The following is a 17,118-nucleotide window of genomic DNA, read 5'->3' as shown; positions in this document are numbered from 1 at the left end:
GACGTATGCTAAGCTTTCCCCCGGCGTCGGTGGTCGGTTCGCGGTGGATGGGCAGTTCGCGTCGGTCGGTAGCTCGCGCCATTGTGAGCGTGCGCCGGTCGCGGCGCGAGCGACAGGTACTCGTGGGTCGGGCGAGGACGTCGGCGAGAAACTCGTCGCGTTCATGGACGAGCACCGCGACGTCCCCGTCGAGTGGTCTCACGAACGCGCGGGCTTCGACCTCGGCGACACGACCGAGATGGACTACCTCTAGAGCCGTCGCGACGCACCTGTATGCCAGTTCCGCCGACCGCGTCGTGCTGGCCGGCTTCTGACCGGTTAGCGTTGCGGTGAAGGTGCTACTCTCTCGTCCTCAGGAAAGCAACAGAAGGGAGCGAGTAGGGCGGAGATACGACAGTCCATAATACTATAAATAAGTAAGCAGATTTAATAAGTTACAGAGAAAAATCAACGGGTGCGCGCATGGACTACGGCCCACGGTTCAGGCTCTTGCCAACCGGTGAACAGCGAGAGATGCTGGGCTGGCAACGTAACACCGTGCGCCAAGTCTACAATCACGCACTCCATCGACTCGACCAACTCCCCGACCAACCCGACAAAACCGTCCGCCAACGTGTCTGGCAAGTCCGCGACGAACTCCCAGACTGGAAAGACAAATGGGCGGCGTGGACCAAGGTGTACTCCACCGTCCTCCAAGCCGCCGTCGAGCGGATCTACCACAGTATCACTAGCCTCGCTCAACTCCGCGACAATGGACACGAGATTGGGGAGTTGAACTGGAAGAAACCACGGGACTTCAAGAGCTTCACGTACCGCCAGAGGGGCTTCGAACTCGACGAAAAGAGTGGTCCTGACGGCCGTGGACTTTTGAACCTCAAGAAAGTACGTGGTGAGACGCTCGAAATCCCGATCCGCCTCCACCGCAGCCTTCCCGACGACGCCGACATCAAGCACGTCTCCATCAAACAGGAGGCAACCGGCGCGTGGTACGCCTCCTTCAGTGTCGAACGAGACCAACCCGAGAAGCCGGACATCCAAGATATTGATCCCGAAGAGGGGGTGGGTCTTGACCTCGGTGTCCTGAACTTCATCTATGATTCGGATGGACGGTCAATCGACCGCCTTGATCTGTCCGATGATCGTGAACGCCTCGGGCGCGAGCAACGGTCGCTGTCACGTAAGGAGTACGAGTCGAACAACTGGGAAAAGCAACGCCGCCGTGTTGCGGAAGTCCATATGGATATGCGGAACAAGAAGCGCGACTTCAAGCACAAGCTCGCGCACTTCTACACCACCGAATATGACGCCGTGTTCGTCGAGGACCTGAACGTGAAAGGGACGTTGGAAGCCGACAGCAACGCCAGAAACAAGGCGGAGGTCGGCTGGCGCGACTTTATCCGAGTTCTCAAGCATCACGGTCGAAAGCACGCGTGTCACGTGGTGAAGGTCGAACCAGCGGGAACGACAAAAGACTGCGCATCGTGTGGTGTTGAGGTGGAGAAACCGCTGTGGGTTCGGATGCACTCGTGCCCGTCGTGCGGGTTCGAAGCCGATAGGGACCACAATGCAGCGTTCAACGTTTTTTTGTCGCGGTCTGGAGGAGCTAGGAGTGGTTCACTCCGAAGAGACGCCCGTGGAGAATACGACCGCTGCGGACACCCTGGAGGTGTCTGCAAGTTGCGTCGTCGAAGCGGGAAGCTTCTGCCTCAAGGAGTCGCCGCAGGTGGCGAGTAGGCAGGAGTAGTTCACCCACGTTCAAGTACGTCGCGTGGACAGTTCGACCAATGACAAGAAGATTCGCGACGGTGCTCGTCGTCGCGCTCGTCGTCCTCGCCGGCTGCAGCGGTGGCCCGGGGACGTCGACCGCGCCGGGAGACCAGACCGACGCCCCGACGGACGCGGGATCGACGGCGACCGACGGCGACCGGAACCGCGTGACGGTTCCCTCGAACCTGATGGCACCGGGTGCGTCCCAGCGCGGCATCGCGAACCCGCGAACGCTCCTGCGCGCGAACGCTCGCGCGCTGTCGAACGTCTCGACGGTATCGTCCACCCGCTACACGGCACTGGGGCCGAACGCGACGGGAACCGTCGAGTACGCGCTCACGCGAACGGCCGGCGGCGACTACGTCTCGTCGCGTCGGAACGTCGGGAACGGGACGCCGACGGGCACGGACGTGTACTTCGCGAACGGCGTCGCGACGACCCGGTCCGTGCAGCCGAACGGGACGACCTACCAGTACGCGGTCGGGCCGACGCGCACGCGCTTCCAGTACGCACGACCGAGTCAACCGCTCTCGAGCGTCTCGCTCCTGTACTTCTCGCTGAGCGACGGGATGCGCGCGTCCGACTTCGGGACGCTGAACGGCCAGAAGGTCGTCAAGTACGAGTCCACGGGCGTGAACGAATCGCGCTTCCGGCAGTTCCGTGGGGCGCTGGGCGTGCCGAACGCGACCGTCGAGGACCTCTCGTTCACGGTGTTCGTCGCGGCGAACGGCGTCGTGCACGACGCGGACGCGACGCTGACCGTCGAGACCGGTTCGGGTGACCGGAAGGAGTTCGTTCTCGAGCACTCCATCGATTCGTACGGGGATGCGTCGCTCGCGACGCCGTCGTGGGCCGACGCCGCGCCGCGAGTGAACGGGTCGTTCGTCGCGAACGGGACCGCGGTCGAACTGGAGAACGTCGGGTCGGCGACGGTGTTCGACCACACCGTCGGCGTCGCGGGGAACGTCACCGGGTCGACGTCGGTCAACGAATCGTTCGCGCCCGGCGACACGCGGTACGTCTACGTCACGACCAGCGGGAACCGGACGACGGTGCACGTCACCGACGAGCGCTCCGCGGTGCCCGCGAACGCCGAACCCCTTCCGCGGCGGAAGACCGCGTCCGTGTTCATCGGGTCGCCGAACGTCAGCATCTCCATCGGACTGATCGCCGACGCGACGACGGCGAACGCGACCGCTGGTGCGAGCGTCGACGGACCGGACGCCATCTTCGGACCGACGAGTCGACGTCTCGTCGACGAACCGACCGCAGCGACGCTCGACGTGCGGGCACGAGCCTAGAATCGAACGAACCGCGACCGAAAGCGTAGAATCGAACGAACCGCGACCGAAAGCGTAGAATCGAACGAACCGCGACCGAAAGCGTAGAATCGAACGAACCGCGACCGAAGCGCGGTCAGGCGAGCCCGATCTGTTCGCTGTACGCGCCGTACGCGTCCTCGAACACTGCCATTATCTCGCCCATCGTCGCGTACTCCTTGACGGCGGCGACGATGGCGGGCATCACGTTCTCGTCGTTCTCGATGGCGTCCTCGAGGTCCTCGAGCGCCGCGTCGACCGCGTCGTCGTCGCGGTCCTCTTTCGTGCGCTCCAGGCGGTCGAGCTGGGTCTGCTCGGTTGCCTCGTCGACCTTCAGGATCTCCGGGCTCGTGTCCTCCTCGATGCTGTACTGGTTGACGCCGACGACGACCTCCTCGCCGGCTTCGACGCGCTCCTGGTACTCGTAGGACGCTTCCTGTATCTCGCGGAGGAAGAACCCCTGGTCGATGCCTTCGAGGATGCCGTCGCGCACGGAGCCGTCGCCCATCTCCTTGATCTCCTCGATGTACGCCATCGCTTGCTGTTCGACCTGGTCGGTGAGCGCTTCGATGGCGTAACTGCCGCCCATCGGGTCGACGATGTCCGCCGCGCCGGACTCCTCGGCGATGATCTGCTGGGTGCGGAGCGCCACCCGGACGGCTTTCTCGCTCGGAAGGGCGAGCGCCTCGTCGAAGCTGTTCGTGTGCAGGCTCTGGGTGCCGCCCATGACGCCCGCGAGCGCCTGCACGGTGACGCGAACGACGTTGTTCAGGGGTTGCTGGGCGGTGAGGCTCTGCCCGGCGGTCTGCGTGTGGAACTTCAGTCGCTTCGATTCGGGTTTCTCGGCGTCGTACCACTCGTCCATCACGCGAGCGTAGATGCGGCGGGCGGCGCGGAACTTCGCGACCTCCTCGAAGATGGAGTTGTGCGAGTTGAAGAAGAACGAGAGGCGTGGCGCGAAGTCGTCGACGTCCAGCCCGCGGTCGATGCCGTCCTCGACGTACCCGAACCCGTCCGCGAGCGTAAACGCGAGTTCCTGGACCGCGGTCGACCCGGCTTCGCGGATGTGGTACCCGGAGATGCTCACGGGGTGGAACTTCGGCGTCTCTTCGGTGCTGTACTCGATGGTGTCCGTGACGAGGTCGAGGCTCGGCTCCGGTGGGATGACCCACTCCTTCTGCGCGATGAACTCCTTGAACATGTCGTTCTGGAGGGTGCCACGGACCTCCTCGCGCGGGACGCCCTGCTGGTCTGCGAGCGCGACGTACATCGCGTAGATGACGGGCGCGCTCGGGTTGATCGTGAAGCTCGTCGAGATCTCCGCGAGGTCGATGCCGTCGAACAGCACCTCCATGTCGCGGAGGGTGTCGACGGCGACGCCCTCCTTCCCGACCTCGCCCTCGCTCATCGGGTCGTCGCTGTCGATACCCATCAGCGTCGGCATGTCGAACGCGGTCGACAGCCCGGTCTGGCCCTCGTCGAGCAGGTAGTGGAAGCGTTCGTTGGTCTCCTCGGCGGTCCCCATCCCGGCGAACTGCCGCATCGTCCACGTGCGCCCGCGGTACATCGTCGGGTACGGCCCGCGCGTGTAGGGTTCCTCGCCGGGGAATCCGAGGTCCTCGTCGTAGTCGAGGTCCGCGACGTCCGTTGGGTCGTACACGCGGTCGACCTCGAGGTTCGACACGGTCGCGAACCGGTCCTTGCGTTCGCCGTAGGAATCGAGGACGGGGTCGAGGGTCGCCGATTCCCACGCCTCGCGTGACTCGCGGATGTCCGCGAGGTCGTCGTCGTCGTACATGCGCGTAAGTATTGCCGGACCCGCCTATAATGGTTCGGTCGCGGCCGACGTCGCCGGCCAGCGGTCCTCGGTGGGCCGCTCAGGTGTCGGCGACGGGTATCGTGACGACGAACACGGCCCCGCGCGGGTCGTTCGGTTCGACCTCGACGTCGCCGCCGTACCCGGTGACGAGCTGGTCGACGAGGTAGAGCCCCATCCCGGTACCCGGGCTGTCGACGCCCTTCTCGCCGCGCCCGAAGAGGGAGTCCTGCATCGAGTCGGGGATACCGGGCCCGTCGTCGGCGACGCGAACGACGACGCACTCCCCGTCGTCGCCCTCGGTTCCGGGCTGGTGCACGGAGAGCGTGACCGTCGGCGTCTCGCGGTCGCTGTGCACGATCGCGTTCCCGAGGAGGTTGTCGAAGACCGAGGAGAGCATCTCGTTCGCGACGACGTGCACGCTCGGGACCGCGCCGTCGACGACGACGCTCGCGTCGGGATACTTCGTGCGCGTCTTCTCGACCTGCTGGTGGAGGACGCGGTCGAGCGCGATCGGTTCGACGGGCATCTCGCCGCCTTCGGTGAGGACCTCCGCGAGGTCCCTGGCTTCACGCGTCAGTTCGATGGTGTGCGCGACCGCTTCCTCGACGTTCCGGAGGGCGTCGTCGTCGACGGTTGCTTCGAGTTCACCGAGCCAGCCCTGCACGACGTTCATGTCGTTCCGGATGTCGTGCCGGAGGACGCGATTCAGGACCTCGAGCTGGTCGTTGAGCGACTCGAGGCGCGCTTCGCGTTCGCGGGCGTCGGTGAGGTTCCGGAGGATTGCGACGACGTACCCGTCGTGGCGCGCGTACCGGACGTCGACGGGAACCGGGTCGCCGTCGACGTTCCGGAGTTCGAACTCGGCTCGGGCCGTGCTCGCGCGTCCGTCCGCGACCTCGCGGTACGCGTCGCGGCCCGCGTTGGTGGAGCCGTCAGCGCCGTATTCGTCGAGGAGGGACTGGTGGGTGACTCCGAGGAGGTCCGCGGTGGGGAGTCCGGAGACCTCGCCGACGCGTGCGTTCGCGTCCACGAGTTCGTCCGCCTCGTCGAAGACGTACACGGCGTCCTCGAGCGAGTCGTGGAACGCCGAGAGGACGCGTGCAGGACCTGTCATGAAGAACCGATACTCGCCTCGTGCCGATATCACTTGCGGGCGTCAGTACTGGCCGAGGAGGCCGTCGCGGCGCGCGCGTCGTTCCGCGAACCGGAACGCGACGACGCCGGCCGCGACGTACCCGACGGCTGTCGCGACGAGGATGGCGAGGTCGAGGACGGGGAGGTTCCAGATGGCGACGCCGTCGGTCATCGCGCGCTGGAGGAGCGTGCTGCCCTGGGAGAGCGGGAGCACCGCGAGCCAGGGGTACTGGTCGGTGGGGGCGGCGATGAGGAACAGCAGCCCGAAGTTGAGGAGCCCGAAGATGTTGTCGATGCGCTTGTAGACGAGTGCGAGTCCGGCGAACACGAACCCGATGCCGAGCGCGCTCGCGACCGTGAGGACGACGAGCGGGACGACCGTGAGGACGTCGAGCGTGAGCGACTGGCCGGTGGTCGCGAGCATCGCGGCGAGGATGGCGCCACCCCACGCGAACGACTCGAGGAGGCGAACGACCGCGTTCGCGGCCATCACTCGCTCGAACCCGTACGGCGACATGTAGAGCTGTTCGAGCGTGCCCCACTGCGCGTCTTCCATGATGGAGCGGGCCGCGCCGGCGAACGCCGTTATGGCCATCGTCCAAACGAAGAACCCGACGATGATACCGGGGAGGCTGTCCGTGATGGCGGCGCCAGCGACCGCCCTGCCACCGAAGAAGATGCCCGCGAAGAACATGTACGTGACCGCGAGCTGCGTGAGCGTGTTCACGGGGTACTCTCGGAGGATGACGTAGCGCTTCCGCGCGAGCGCCTCGACGAGCGTCAGGTAGCTCATCGGTCGTCACCTCCGTCGGTCACCGGCGGGCGTGATGGCGGTCGCTCGCGGTCCCCGCCTTCAGTCGACCTCGACGGCGCGCCGTCACCGCTCGTTATCTGGACGAACACGTCCTCGAGGTCCGGGTCGATGCTCTCGAACGCTTCCAGGGCAGCGCCGCTCTCGCGGACGGCGTCGACGAGGTCGTAGAAGGCGTCCTGATCGGGGAGCACGACCTCGAACCGAGCGATACCGTCGCGCTCCGTCCAGGACTCTATCGTCCCGGCGCGAGCGACGGCGTCGCGAAGGCCCGGTTCGGCGCTCGCGCGGACGCGGTACGCTTGCGTGGCGAACACCTCGACGAGGTCCTCGACGCGCTCGTCGGCGGCGACGCGCCCGTCGGCGAGGATAACCACGCGGTCGCAGACGCGCTCGACGACGTCCATGTCGTGACTCGACAGGACGACCGTGACGCCGTCCTCGCGCGCAAGCCGCCGGAGTTCGCGCTGGAGGTCGAGCGAGCTCTCGACGTCCAGTCCGAGCGTCGGCTCGTCGAGGAAGAGGACGTCCGCGCCGCGAGCGAGCGTGCACGCGAGCGCGACCTTCTGCTTCTGTCCACGGGAGAGCTCGCGGACGGGGACGTCCGCTTTCTCCGCGATACCGAGCGTCTCCAGGAGGTCGTCGTGGCGGTCGCGGACCTCCCCGGGGTCGGCGCCGCCGATGGCCGCGAAGAACCGGAGGTTCTCGCGGACCGACAGCCGCCAGTAGACGTTGCGCGCGCCCTCGAGCATCGCGCCGACGCGCTCGTACGCGCGCCGTGGATGCGCCTCGACGTCGACGCCGGCGACGGTCGCCGACCCCGCCGAGGGCGTGACGAGCCCGAGCAGCATCTTGATGGTCGTCGTCTTCCCGGCGCCGTTCGGCCCGAGCAATCCCACTATCTCGCCGCTGTCGACGCCGAACGAGACGTCGTCGACCGCGAGCACGCCGTCGTCGCCACCGTCGCCGTACTCCTTCCGGAGGCCGTCCGCGGATACGGCGACGTCCGTGCGGCCGTCTCCGGAGCGGGGACTCGATGTCACGTCTCCATCGAAGGGCTCGACGAAGTTCAACGTTTCCTGAAGCGTCGTCCGATTCGAATACTGATAGCTCGGAGGCGGACCGTCACTGCAGTCGCTTCGTCGTCTCCACGAGCGGATGGCGAGCGTAGTCGACGACGTTCACGTCCTCGAGCGACCGCAAGCCCTCGCGTTCGGCGGTCTTGGCCATCCCGAGGTCGATACGTTCGCGGATGACGATGACGTACGCGTCCATCGTCTCCATCCCGAGGCGGTCCGCCGCCATCACGCGATGGTGGCCGTCCGCGAGCAGCATCTGGCCGGCGTTGTCGATGACGACGAGCGGCTCCGCGAGCCCGCGCTCCAGCTCGTACCGGCGTCCCTCCAGTTCGTCCGCGTACACCTTCGTCTGCGTCGGTACGAGCCCCTCCAGGTCGACCTCGCGGCGCTCCTGCTCGAGCGTGATACCGTGGATGTTCTCTAAAGTCCGGCGGAGCTTCCCGACCTTCTCCGGGGTAGCGCGCTCTATCTGACTGCGGATGACGTCCGCGTTCGAGATGATACCGACGAGATTCCCCGCGTCGTCCACGACCGGGAGCTTCTGGATGCCAGAGCGCAGGATGACACGCGCCGCGTCCGTCACCTTCATCTCGGGGTGCGCGACGATGAGGTCCGTCGTCATCATCTTGAAGATGGGCTCGTCGTCGTCCGCCAGCAGGAGATCGCGCGCCGACACGAACCCCTCCACGCGCCGTCGTTCACACACCGGGAACCCGCTGTGCTCCTCGCTGCCCGCGATCATCTTCGAGACCTCCTCGACCGTCTCGTCGGGCGACACCGTCACCACGTCCTGGGTCATGTAGTCCTTCACGTGCGGCGTCCCCCGCCCGTCCCCGTCGTCGCCTTTCATGCGCCGGCCTTCGGCGCGCGCGAACAAAAGCCTCTGGCTACGGGCCAGACCGGACTCCCGGGACGAAAGGCGAGCTCTCCTCGCCCGGGAGCGTCGTTACGGCCAGTCGTCCACGTTCCCGATGGCGTCGTTCAGCGTCGACTTGATGTCGTCGTACGCACCCGTCGTTCGTCCGCGGGCGTTGAACAGCACGGCGACGTCGACGCCGTCCCCGCGCTGATGGAGCATGCTGTGTGCACCGGGAATCGACCCGAACGCGGTGAGCCCGGGGTCGGCGTCGCCTCGTGGCTCGCCTCTGGTCGTGTAGTCGTCGCTGAACGAGAGGAGCGTGCGCGTGTTCGTCACGAGTTCGCCGGCGCCGCCGACCGACTCGATGGGATACCCGCCGTCGGCGCACGGGACGGTGTCGTACTCCTCGAGCGTCATTGCGTTCGGGCAGTGGCCGTTGCTGTGGTACGCGACTTCGCGCTCGGGGCGGTCCGCGGGGAGCGTACTCCCCTCGTAGAGTCGGTTGGAGACGTCTCCGTCGAAGCAGATCGACCTGACGGCCTCGGGGAAGGACTGTCCAGTGGCTCGTTCGACGAGGACGCTGAGGACGAGGTACCCGAAGTTCGAGTACACCGACTTCTCGCCCGGTTCGAACTGGAGTGGTCGTGCGAGCATGTACCGTACGATGTCTCGACTCGTCGCCGGACGGTCCAGGTCGAGCGCGTTCGCGATGGCGAATTGCTCGAAGGTCGGCATGAATCCGGACTGGTAGTAGTCCCAGCCCCCCTCGTGCTCGAGGAGGTGCGAGACGGTGATGTCGTCGAGACCTTCGGTCCGGGACTCGCTCTCGGGAACGGCCAGGTCGAGTATCTGGAAAGGGCGGTCGTCCATCGCCAGTTCGCCGTCGTCGACGAGTGACCGGACCACGGCGGCCGTGAACGACTTCGTGATACTCGCGATGCGGAACGTCGCGTCCGGCCGAACTGGGGCCGTCTGCAGGGGGTCGCTGTGCCCGTATCCGCGCTCGAAGACGACGGTCCCGTCTTTCGCAACGCCGAGCGTCCCGCCAGGGACCTCGTTCTCGACCATGAACGACTGCATCGCGTCGTCGATGGCGTCGAGTTCGGGGACGCGATCACCGGTCGTCGGTCGATGGAAGTCCGCATGGTCGTTCCCGCCGAGGTTCGTGCACCCTGCGAGCGTCGCAGTCAGCGCTGTGCCACCCAGGGACTGGAGGAGTCGTCGTCGTGAACGGCGTCCAACCATCTGTAACCCAGAGGCCCTCGCCTTCGTTCATAAATCGACCGGTCCGAAATTTGACTCGAAACGGCCGGGGGTGGCGACCGTTGCGAGCAATCGACCGAGTCAGTCGTCGTTCACGTCCAGCATGTTCTCGAACCCGAACCCGACGGAGGCGTCGTCGTCCACGTCGGTCCCGCGCGGGCGCTCACGGAGCGCGTCGAAGAACGCCTCCGTCACGACCTCGCGGATCGCCGCCAATCGCTCGTCGTCGGTCTCGAACTCGCCGAACGCGTCCGTTATCGGGACCTGCGCGCCAGCCATGTCCGCGTGCCCGCCGGCACTCCCGATGTGGTCGAACGCGATCCGGAGCGTCTCCCCGAGGTCGACGTCCCGACCACGCGCTCGCGCCGACATCAGGACGTTATCCTCCAGCACGCCGTACACGAGCACCGTCGTGATACCCTCCATCGTCAGGAGCTTGTCGGCGGCCTGCGGGAGCGCGTCCCGGTCGTTGATCGGGCCCGCACACGACACGAGAACGCTCCCGCGGACCTCGCGGTCCTCGATCGCCGCCGCGAGCGTGTTCATCGTATCGCCGCTCACGCTCGGCGACTCCATCTTCGCGAGCAGCGAGACGTCGACGCTCGGCAAGATGGACGCCGCTGCCTCGAAGTCGAGCGTCGACACCTCGCGCGCGAAGTCGTGCGTGTCCACCTGAATGCCGTACATGAGTGCGGTCGCGACCGTCGACGACGGCGTGATACCGTACCGATGCAGATGGTCGAGTACGAGCGTGCTCGTCGCCCCGACGTCCTCGCGGAGGTCCGTGTACCGCGCCGGCACCGCACCACGCGGCGGATGATGATCGACGACGACGTCCACCTCCAGGTCCGGCGGCAGCTGGTCGTTCACGCCCGGACGCGAATGGTCGACGAGCGCGAACCCACCGAACCGCTCCAGGGCCGCCTCGCCGCTCGCGAGGTTCTCCAAGTCCAGGTCGAGGAGGTTCACCATCGCGCGGTTCTCCTGATGACTGATATCCCCGAAGTAACACGGGACCGCGGGCGTCCCGAGCGCCTCCGCGAGCGTCGCCAGCGCCACCGCACTCCCGATCGCGTCCGGGTCAGGGTTGTCGTGCATCACGACCGCGAGGTCGCCGTCGACGTCACGGAGCACCTGCCGGAGGCGGCGCGTATCCTCGGCGCGCTCGCCGACGACCTGCCCGCCGACGGTCTCGACGAGCACCGACGTCGGGTCGACGACCGCGTCCGCCACCGACGCCAACGCATCCCGCTGTTCGCTCGTCGCCCGACTCCCCGCGTACGCCAGCACGAACACGTCACCGTACCGCTCCCGGACCGCGCGAACGATGTCGTAGTTCGCGACCGCATCGTCCGTCGCGACGACCACCGCCGTCGCCCCCGGCAACTCCGCGAGCACCGCCGCGTCCGTCGGGTCGCCGGCCGTCGCCGAGACGTTCTCCGACCGGAGCGCGTCCACGCGACTCTCGCTCTCGCAGACGACCGCGGCGACCCCGCCACGGTCCGCCAGGCGCGCCACCAGGCGCTGCCCGACGGCACCACACCCGAGAACGACCCGCGAAACCATACCCCGGCTACCTCCTCCGGACGCTAAAACCTACCGACCTCGAAAGAACGAAAGAACCGCTGAAACAACCGAAATCGGGCGCCAGGGCGTTCACTGGAAGACAGCCACGGGAGCGGCCGTGCAGTCGGTCAGCCGAAGAACGCCGTCGTCGTGTCGCCCGCGTTCGGCAGCACCGCGTTCGCCGCCTCGATAGCGGTCTCCGCGATGGGGAAGAACCCGGGGAGCAGCAGAACCGTCACGACCGCTGCCGCGACGACCGCCGCGTACAGTCCCGTCGGGCGACCCTGGAGCTCGTACTCCTCGCTGGGTTCCTCCACCCACATCGCCTTCACGACGCGCGTGTAGTAGTAGAGGCTCAGCGCGGAGTTGATCGCCCCGACCGCCGCAAGCCACCAGAACCCGGCGCTGACAGCACCGAAGAACAGGACGTACTTCGAGAGGAAGCCCGCCCCGACCGGGAGGCCCGCGAGCGAGAACAGGAACACCGTCATCGCCGCACAGGCGACCGGCGCCTTCCGTCCGAGACCAGCGTAATCCTCGAACGTCCGACCGACGCCCCAGTACTCGACGAGCGCGATGAACAGGAACGCGCCCGTGTTCATGAACCCGTACACGAACAGGTGCATCATGCTCGCACCGAGGACGGTGTCGCCCTGCGAGGCGACGCCACCGAGCGACGCCAGCCCGATGAGAACGTAGCCCGCGTGCCCGATAGAGGAGTACGCGAGCATCCGCTTGACGTTCTCCTGGGTCGCTGCCGCGAAGTTCCCGAGCGTCATCGTCACGACCGCCAGGATCTGGAAGACGAGCACCCAGTCGATACCGAGGCTCGCGAAGAACCCGGCGGGCGTGAACGCGACCGTGAACACGCGGAACGCGATGACGAACCCGGCCGCCTTCGACGCCGAGGAGATGAACGCACTGATGGGCGCGGGTGCACCCTCGTACGCCTCCGGCGCCCAGAAGTGGAACGGGACGCTCGCGGTCTTGTACGCGAACCCACCGACGAGCATCAGCATCCCGATGCCGAGCATCCCGACGAACTCCGTGCCGCCCGAGAGCGAACTCGCGACCGCTTCGAGCTGTAGCGAGCCCGTGGTCGCGTACACGAGACTGATACCGTACGCGAAGAAGCTCGAGGAGAGCGCGCCGATGAGGAAGTACTTCAGCCCCGCTTCGACGCTCCCACGGTTCTTCTTGAGGAACGCGACGAGCGCGAACGACGGCAGGCTCGCGAGCTCCATCGCGACGAACACGGTCGCCAGCGAGTTCGCGGCCGCCATCAGGCTCATCCCGGTTGCGGCGAGCAGGACGAGCGCGTAGTACTCCGCCTGGTACGCGTGGCCTTCGAGGTAATCGTAGGACGCGAGCGCGACGAGCGCCGTCACGCTGGCCGCGATAGCCATGAACAGCAGACTCATCTGGTCGACGATCAGCTGGTCGCCGAACAGGAGCGCGGCCGACGCGTCACTCGTCGTCGCGAAGTACGCCAGGTAGTACGCGGCGTTCCCGAGCGAGAACACGGCGCCGGCGACCGCGACGGACGCGACCAGCAGCCGGTTCGACCCCTCCGGGTCGACGAGCCACACGAGGAACGCCACCGCGAACGCGCTCGCCGCCGCGAACGCGTGCGCGCCGACACCGAGTCCGAGGAGCGTCCCGCCGGTGAACGCGGCGACCGCAGCCGCGCCACCCGCCGCGACGCCGAAGGTCGCGGACCCGAGCGCGAACGGGAGTCGCGTCGTCCGTCCGACGGAATCGAGGACGAGCACCATCAGGCCCGCCGCCGCGAGGTACAGCGCCGGTCCGAGCGCGAACAAGGACGCGTGACTACTCATCAGGCACCACCTCCGATGCTCGCAACCGGCTCAATCGCCGTCTCGATCATCTCCATGAACAGGTCCGGGAACACGCCGAGTGCGATGACGAGCAGGAGCAGGACGAAAAGCGGCGCGACGTCGTGGAACGCCGCACGCTCGACCTCGTAGTCGGTGTCCAGCCGGAACTCGCCGAACAGCGTCTTCTGCATCGCCAGCAGCAGGTAGCCGGCGACGATGACGATACCGAACATCGCCGCGCCCGTGAACATCGGGGCAGAGGGCAGCACCGTCGACTGGAACGACCCGACGAACACGAAGAACTCCGCGGCGAACCCGCTCATGAGCGGCAGGCCCATGTAGCCGAACGCACCGGCGACGAAGATGCCGACCGTCACCGGCATCTTGTCCGCCATCCCGGACATGTCCGAGACCATGCGCGTGTGCGTGACGTTGTAGATGACGCCGACCGCCATGAACATCAGCCCCGAGATGAGGCCGTGGGAGATCATCTGGAACGTCGCGCCACTGACCCCGATGGTCGTGTACGCGACGAGCCCGAGGATGACGTACCCCATGGAGCTCACGGAGGAGTACGCGACGATGCGCTTCAGGTCCGTCTGCGCGAGTGCGAGCATCGCACCGTAGATGACGGAGACGACCGCGAACACCGCGATGGGGACCGCGAGGTCCGTCGCGATGTCCGGGAGCATCGTGAAGTTGAATCGGAGGAGCGCGTACGTCCCCATCTTCAGGAGGACGCCCGCGAGGAGCACCGACACCGGCGTCGGCGCCTCGACGTGGGCGTCCGGCAGCCACGTGTGGACGGGGACGACGGGCACCTTCACCGCGAACCCGACGAACATCGCGAGGAACGCGAACAGCTTCAGGGCGTCAGCGCCGACGCCCGGCAGGCCGTCCGGTGCGACGCCGCTACGGAGCGCCTGCGTAATTTCGGGCAGGCCGAACGTTCCAATGCTGTCACCGAGGCCGAACACGAGCGCGACGAACCCGATGAACAGCACGAGGCTCGCGACGTTCGTGTACACGAACATCTTGATGGCGGCGTACTTCCGGCGCGGGCCACCCCAGACACCGATGAGCAGATACATCGGGACGAGGACGGCCTCCCAGAAGACGAACCACACGAAGAAGTCCAGGGCAGTGAACACGCCCAGCAGCGACGCCTCCAGGAACAGGACGAGCCCGTAGAACTGGCTCTGGCGTTCGCTGATCGGCGTCCACGCGCTCACGAGCGCGAGCGTCGTCAACACCGTCGTCAGCACGACCAGGGGCATCGCGACGCCGTCGACGCCGACGAACCACTGGAGCGTGATACCGCCGAGGTCGAACCACTCGACCTGACTCATGTACCCGATGGCGGACTCGCCGTCCACCAGGGCGTTCCCGGCCGGCTCGAATCCGCTCCACAGCACCAGACTGCCTGCGAGCGGCAACAGACTCAGCGCTGTCGCCAGCTTCGCGGCGTACCGGTCGGGCGAGACGAGCACGGCGAACGATGCGACCAGTGTTACCGCGAGTAGCGCTTCGATAGCTCCGTTGATCATCTAGAACCACCCTCCTATGGCCGCCATGGCCACCAGTAGCACCAGGAACCCGAGCGTCAACAGGAGCGCGTAGTTCGTGACCAACCCGGTCTGCACGCGCTTGACGCGACGGCCCGAGAACAGGCTCACGCTGGAGACACCGTTGACCGCGCCGTCGATGACGCTCTGGTCGAACGTGTCAGCGGCCTTCGCGAGCGGCATCGTGACGCGCTCGGCGAGGAACACCTGGAACTCGTCCTGGTAGTAGTTGTTGTACAGCACGTCCTTCGCCGCGCCGAGCTTGTCCGTGTGCTCGACGGGCTCCGGGACGTTGTAGAGGCGATACGCGAGCCCCGCACCGGCGAGCGCGAGCGTCAGCGAGACCGCAGCCGAGATGAGGACCGTCCCCACCTCGCCACCGGCGAGCGTGCCGGCAGCGTAGTGCGCGCCCTCGTGGAGCAGGCTCGTGTCACCGTCCGTGTAGTGCGCGACCGACGTCTGCGCCTTCAGGGATTCCGGTCCCTTCAGCCACTTGTGCAGGAAGTCGATGTTCGCACCGGTGACCTTCTTCACCGGCACCATGTTCACGAGGCCGGCGACCGCCGCGAGGATACCGAGGACCGCGAGCGGGCCCTTGACGTTCCAGCGAACGCCGTGGGGGTCCTTCGCGGTGTCACTGCGCGGTTCGCCGTGGAACGTGAGGAACACCATCCGGAACGTGTAGAACCCCGTGAAGAACACGGCGAGCAGCCCGAACGCGTACGCGACGAGCAGGAGCGTGCCCTGCGTCCCCGCGGTCCCGAGCCCGTGGACGAACGCCTCGTAGAGGACCTCGTCCTTCGACCAGAACCCGGAGAACGGCACGATGCCCGCGAGCGCGAGCGAACCCGACAGGAACGTGTAGTACGTGACGGGCATCTTCTCCTTGAGACCACCCATGTCCCACATGTTCTCGTTGTGGTGCATCGCGATGATGACCGACCCCGCCCCGAGGAAGAGGAGGGCCTTGAAGAACGCGTGCGTCATGAGGTGGAAGGTCGCCGCGACGTACCCACCGGCGCCGAGCGCGAGCATCATGTACCCGTACTGGCTGATGGTGGAGTACGCGAGCACCTGCTTGATCTCCTTCTTGACGACGCCCATCGTCGCCGCGAACAGCGCCGTGAACCCGCCGACGAGCGCGATGATACCGAGCGCGGTCGGCGACAGCAGGTAGAACCCGTACATGCGAGCGACGAGGTACACACCGGCCGCGACCATCGTCGCCGCGTGGATGAGCGCGGAGACCGGCGTCGGACCCTCCATGGCGTCCGGAAGCCACGTGTGCAGCGGGAACTGCGCGGACTTCCCGACGACGCCACCGAGGACGAGCAGGCCCAGGATGGTGAACCACAGTTGCGGGTCCATCCCACCGGGGATGACCGCCGTCGCGGTCCCCTCGGTCACGCCGAGGACCTTCGCCGCCTCGACGGGGAACGCCGCCGCGGCCGCGTCGCCCGCGACCGCGAACCGGCTCGTGCCGAACGTCGCGATGATGCCGACCACGCCGATGAGGAAGAAGTAGTCCCCGAACCGCGTCACGAGGAACGCCTTCTTCGCCGCACTCGGCGGCGCGTCCTCACGGAACCAGAACCCGATGAGGAGGAACGAGCAGAGGCCGACGAGCTCGAAGAACATGAACGCCTGCAGGAGGTTGTCCGCCATGACGAAACTGAGCATGGAGAACGTGAACAGACCGAGGCCGGCGTAGTACCGCGGGAGGCCGGTCTCGCCCTCGTCGTTCATGTACCCGAGACTGAAGACGTGCACGAGCAGCGCGATGAGGCTCACGATGATGAGCATCATCGCCGACAGCGGGTCGAGCAGCAGCCCGAAGTGGAGGGTGATGTCCCCGAGCGCGCCACCCGCGTCGAGGATCGTCCACGTGTGGATGTCCTGCACGTACGCGCTGCCACCGGAGACGGTGACGAACACCCACAGCGAGAGCAGGAGCGACCCGGCGGTCGCGAGGATGCCACCGAGCGCACCGCCCTTCGGCATCCGGTCACCGAACGCGAGCGCAATCAGGAACGATACGAACGGGAGCACCGCGATAGCGGGTGCGAACTCGAACGCGAAAGGTGTAGTTCCTGTCATC

General features: G+C 66.6%; 12 protein-coding genes and 1 pseudogene. 3 read left to right on the top strand and 10 right to left on the bottom strand.

The annotated features are described in order from the left end of the window. Window positions 1-43: 43 nt before the first annotated feature. The 3 genes and pseudogenes from VYJ16_RS19815 to VYJ16_RS19805 all read left to right on the top strand — a co-directional run bounded on the left by VYJ16_RS19815 (window position 44) and on the right by VYJ16_RS19805 (window position 3,068). Window positions 44-253 carry a hypothetical protein gene (locus VYJ16_RS19815; RefSeq protein WP_336352051.1) on the top strand — a complete coding sequence of 70 codons (210 nt, stop codon included), beginning with the start codon at window positions 44-46 and terminating at the stop codon, window positions 251-253. Window positions 254-462: 209 nt separating this feature from the next. Continuing rightward, window positions 463-1,744, top strand: a pseudogene (locus tag VYJ16_RS19810) (RNA-guided endonuclease InsQ/TnpB family protein). A gap of 40 nt (window positions 1,745-1,784) precedes the next feature. After that, complete coding sequence (locus VYJ16_RS19805; protein WP_336352050.1) at window positions 1,785-3,068, top strand: DUF7537 family lipoprotein; 1,284 nt, start codon at window positions 1,785-1,787, stop codon at window positions 3,066-3,068. Between the two features lie 115 nt (window positions 3,069-3,183). On the opposite strand, the gene VYJ16_RS19800 is transcribed toward VYJ16_RS19805, so the two are convergent. The 10 genes from VYJ16_RS19800 to nuoL form a co-directional block, all read right to left on the bottom strand. Continuing rightward, entirely contained in the window at window positions 3,184-4,884 is a 1,701-nt protein-coding gene (locus tag VYJ16_RS19800; RefSeq protein WP_336352049.1) for an acyl-CoA mutase large subunit family protein, read from the bottom strand. Window positions 4,885-4,963: 79 nt separating this feature from the next. Beyond that, a complete protein-coding gene (locus VYJ16_RS19795; protein ID WP_336352048.1) occupies window positions 4,964-6,019 on the bottom strand; it encodes a PAS domain-containing sensor histidine kinase in 1,056 nt (351 codons plus the stop codon). Window positions 6,020-6,061: 42 nt separating this feature from the next. Next, complete coding sequence (locus VYJ16_RS19790; RefSeq protein ID WP_336352047.1) at window positions 6,062-6,832, bottom strand: ABC transporter permease; 771 nt, start codon at window positions 6,830-6,832, stop codon at window positions 6,062-6,064. Beyond that, window positions 6,829-7,893, bottom strand: a complete 1,065-nt coding sequence (locus VYJ16_RS19785) for an ABC transporter ATP-binding protein (RefSeq protein WP_336352046.1) — start codon at window positions 7,891-7,893, stop codon at window positions 6,829-6,831. The genes VYJ16_RS19790 and VYJ16_RS19785 overlap by 4 nt, the downstream gene beginning before the upstream one ends. 82 nt (window positions 7,894-7,975) lie before the next feature. Then, complete coding sequence (locus VYJ16_RS19780) at window positions 7,976-8,779, bottom strand: CBS pair associated ParBc domain-containing protein (protein WP_336352045.1); 804 nt, start codon at window positions 8,777-8,779, stop codon at window positions 7,976-7,978. 96 nt (window positions 8,780-8,875) lie between these two features. Beyond that, the gene (locus VYJ16_RS19775) at window positions 8,876-10,033 is read right to left on the bottom strand and encodes a serine hydrolase domain-containing protein (protein ID WP_336352044.1); all 1,158 of its coding nucleotides are present in this window, start codon (window positions 10,031-10,033) and stop codon (window positions 8,876-8,878) included. A 99-nt stretch (window positions 10,034-10,132) separates the two neighbouring features. Next, a complete protein-coding gene (locus tag VYJ16_RS19770; protein WP_336352043.1) occupies window positions 10,133-11,617 on the bottom strand; it encodes a DHH family phosphoesterase in 1,485 nt (494 codons plus the stop codon). A 128-nt stretch (window positions 11,618-11,745) separates the two neighbouring features. Beyond that, window positions 11,746-13,455, bottom strand: coding sequence for an NADH-quinone oxidoreductase subunit N (locus tag VYJ16_RS19765; RefSeq protein WP_336352042.1), 1,710 nt, complete (start codon window positions 13,453-13,455; stop codon window positions 11,746-11,748). After that, a complete protein-coding gene (locus VYJ16_RS19760; RefSeq protein WP_336352041.1) occupies window positions 13,455-15,002 on the bottom strand; it encodes a complex I subunit 4 family protein in 1,548 nt (515 codons plus the stop codon). Before VYJ16_RS19760 ends, VYJ16_RS19765 begins: the two co-directional genes overlap by 1 nt. Continuing rightward, window positions 15,003-17,117, bottom strand: coding sequence for an NADH-quinone oxidoreductase subunit L (gene nuoL, locus VYJ16_RS19755; protein ID WP_336352040.1), 2,115 nt, complete (start codon window positions 17,115-17,117; stop codon window positions 15,003-15,005). Between the last annotated feature and the right edge of the window lies 1 nt (window position 17,118).

This window comes from Halorubellus litoreus (assembly GCF_037081675.1).
In the GTDB taxonomy this organism is placed as follows: domain Archaea; phylum Halobacteriota; class Halobacteria; order Halobacteriales; family Natrialbaceae; genus Halorubellus; species Halorubellus litoreus.
Note: the sequence above shows the minus strand (reverse complement) of the source record. Positions and strands in the feature narration are given on the sequence as shown.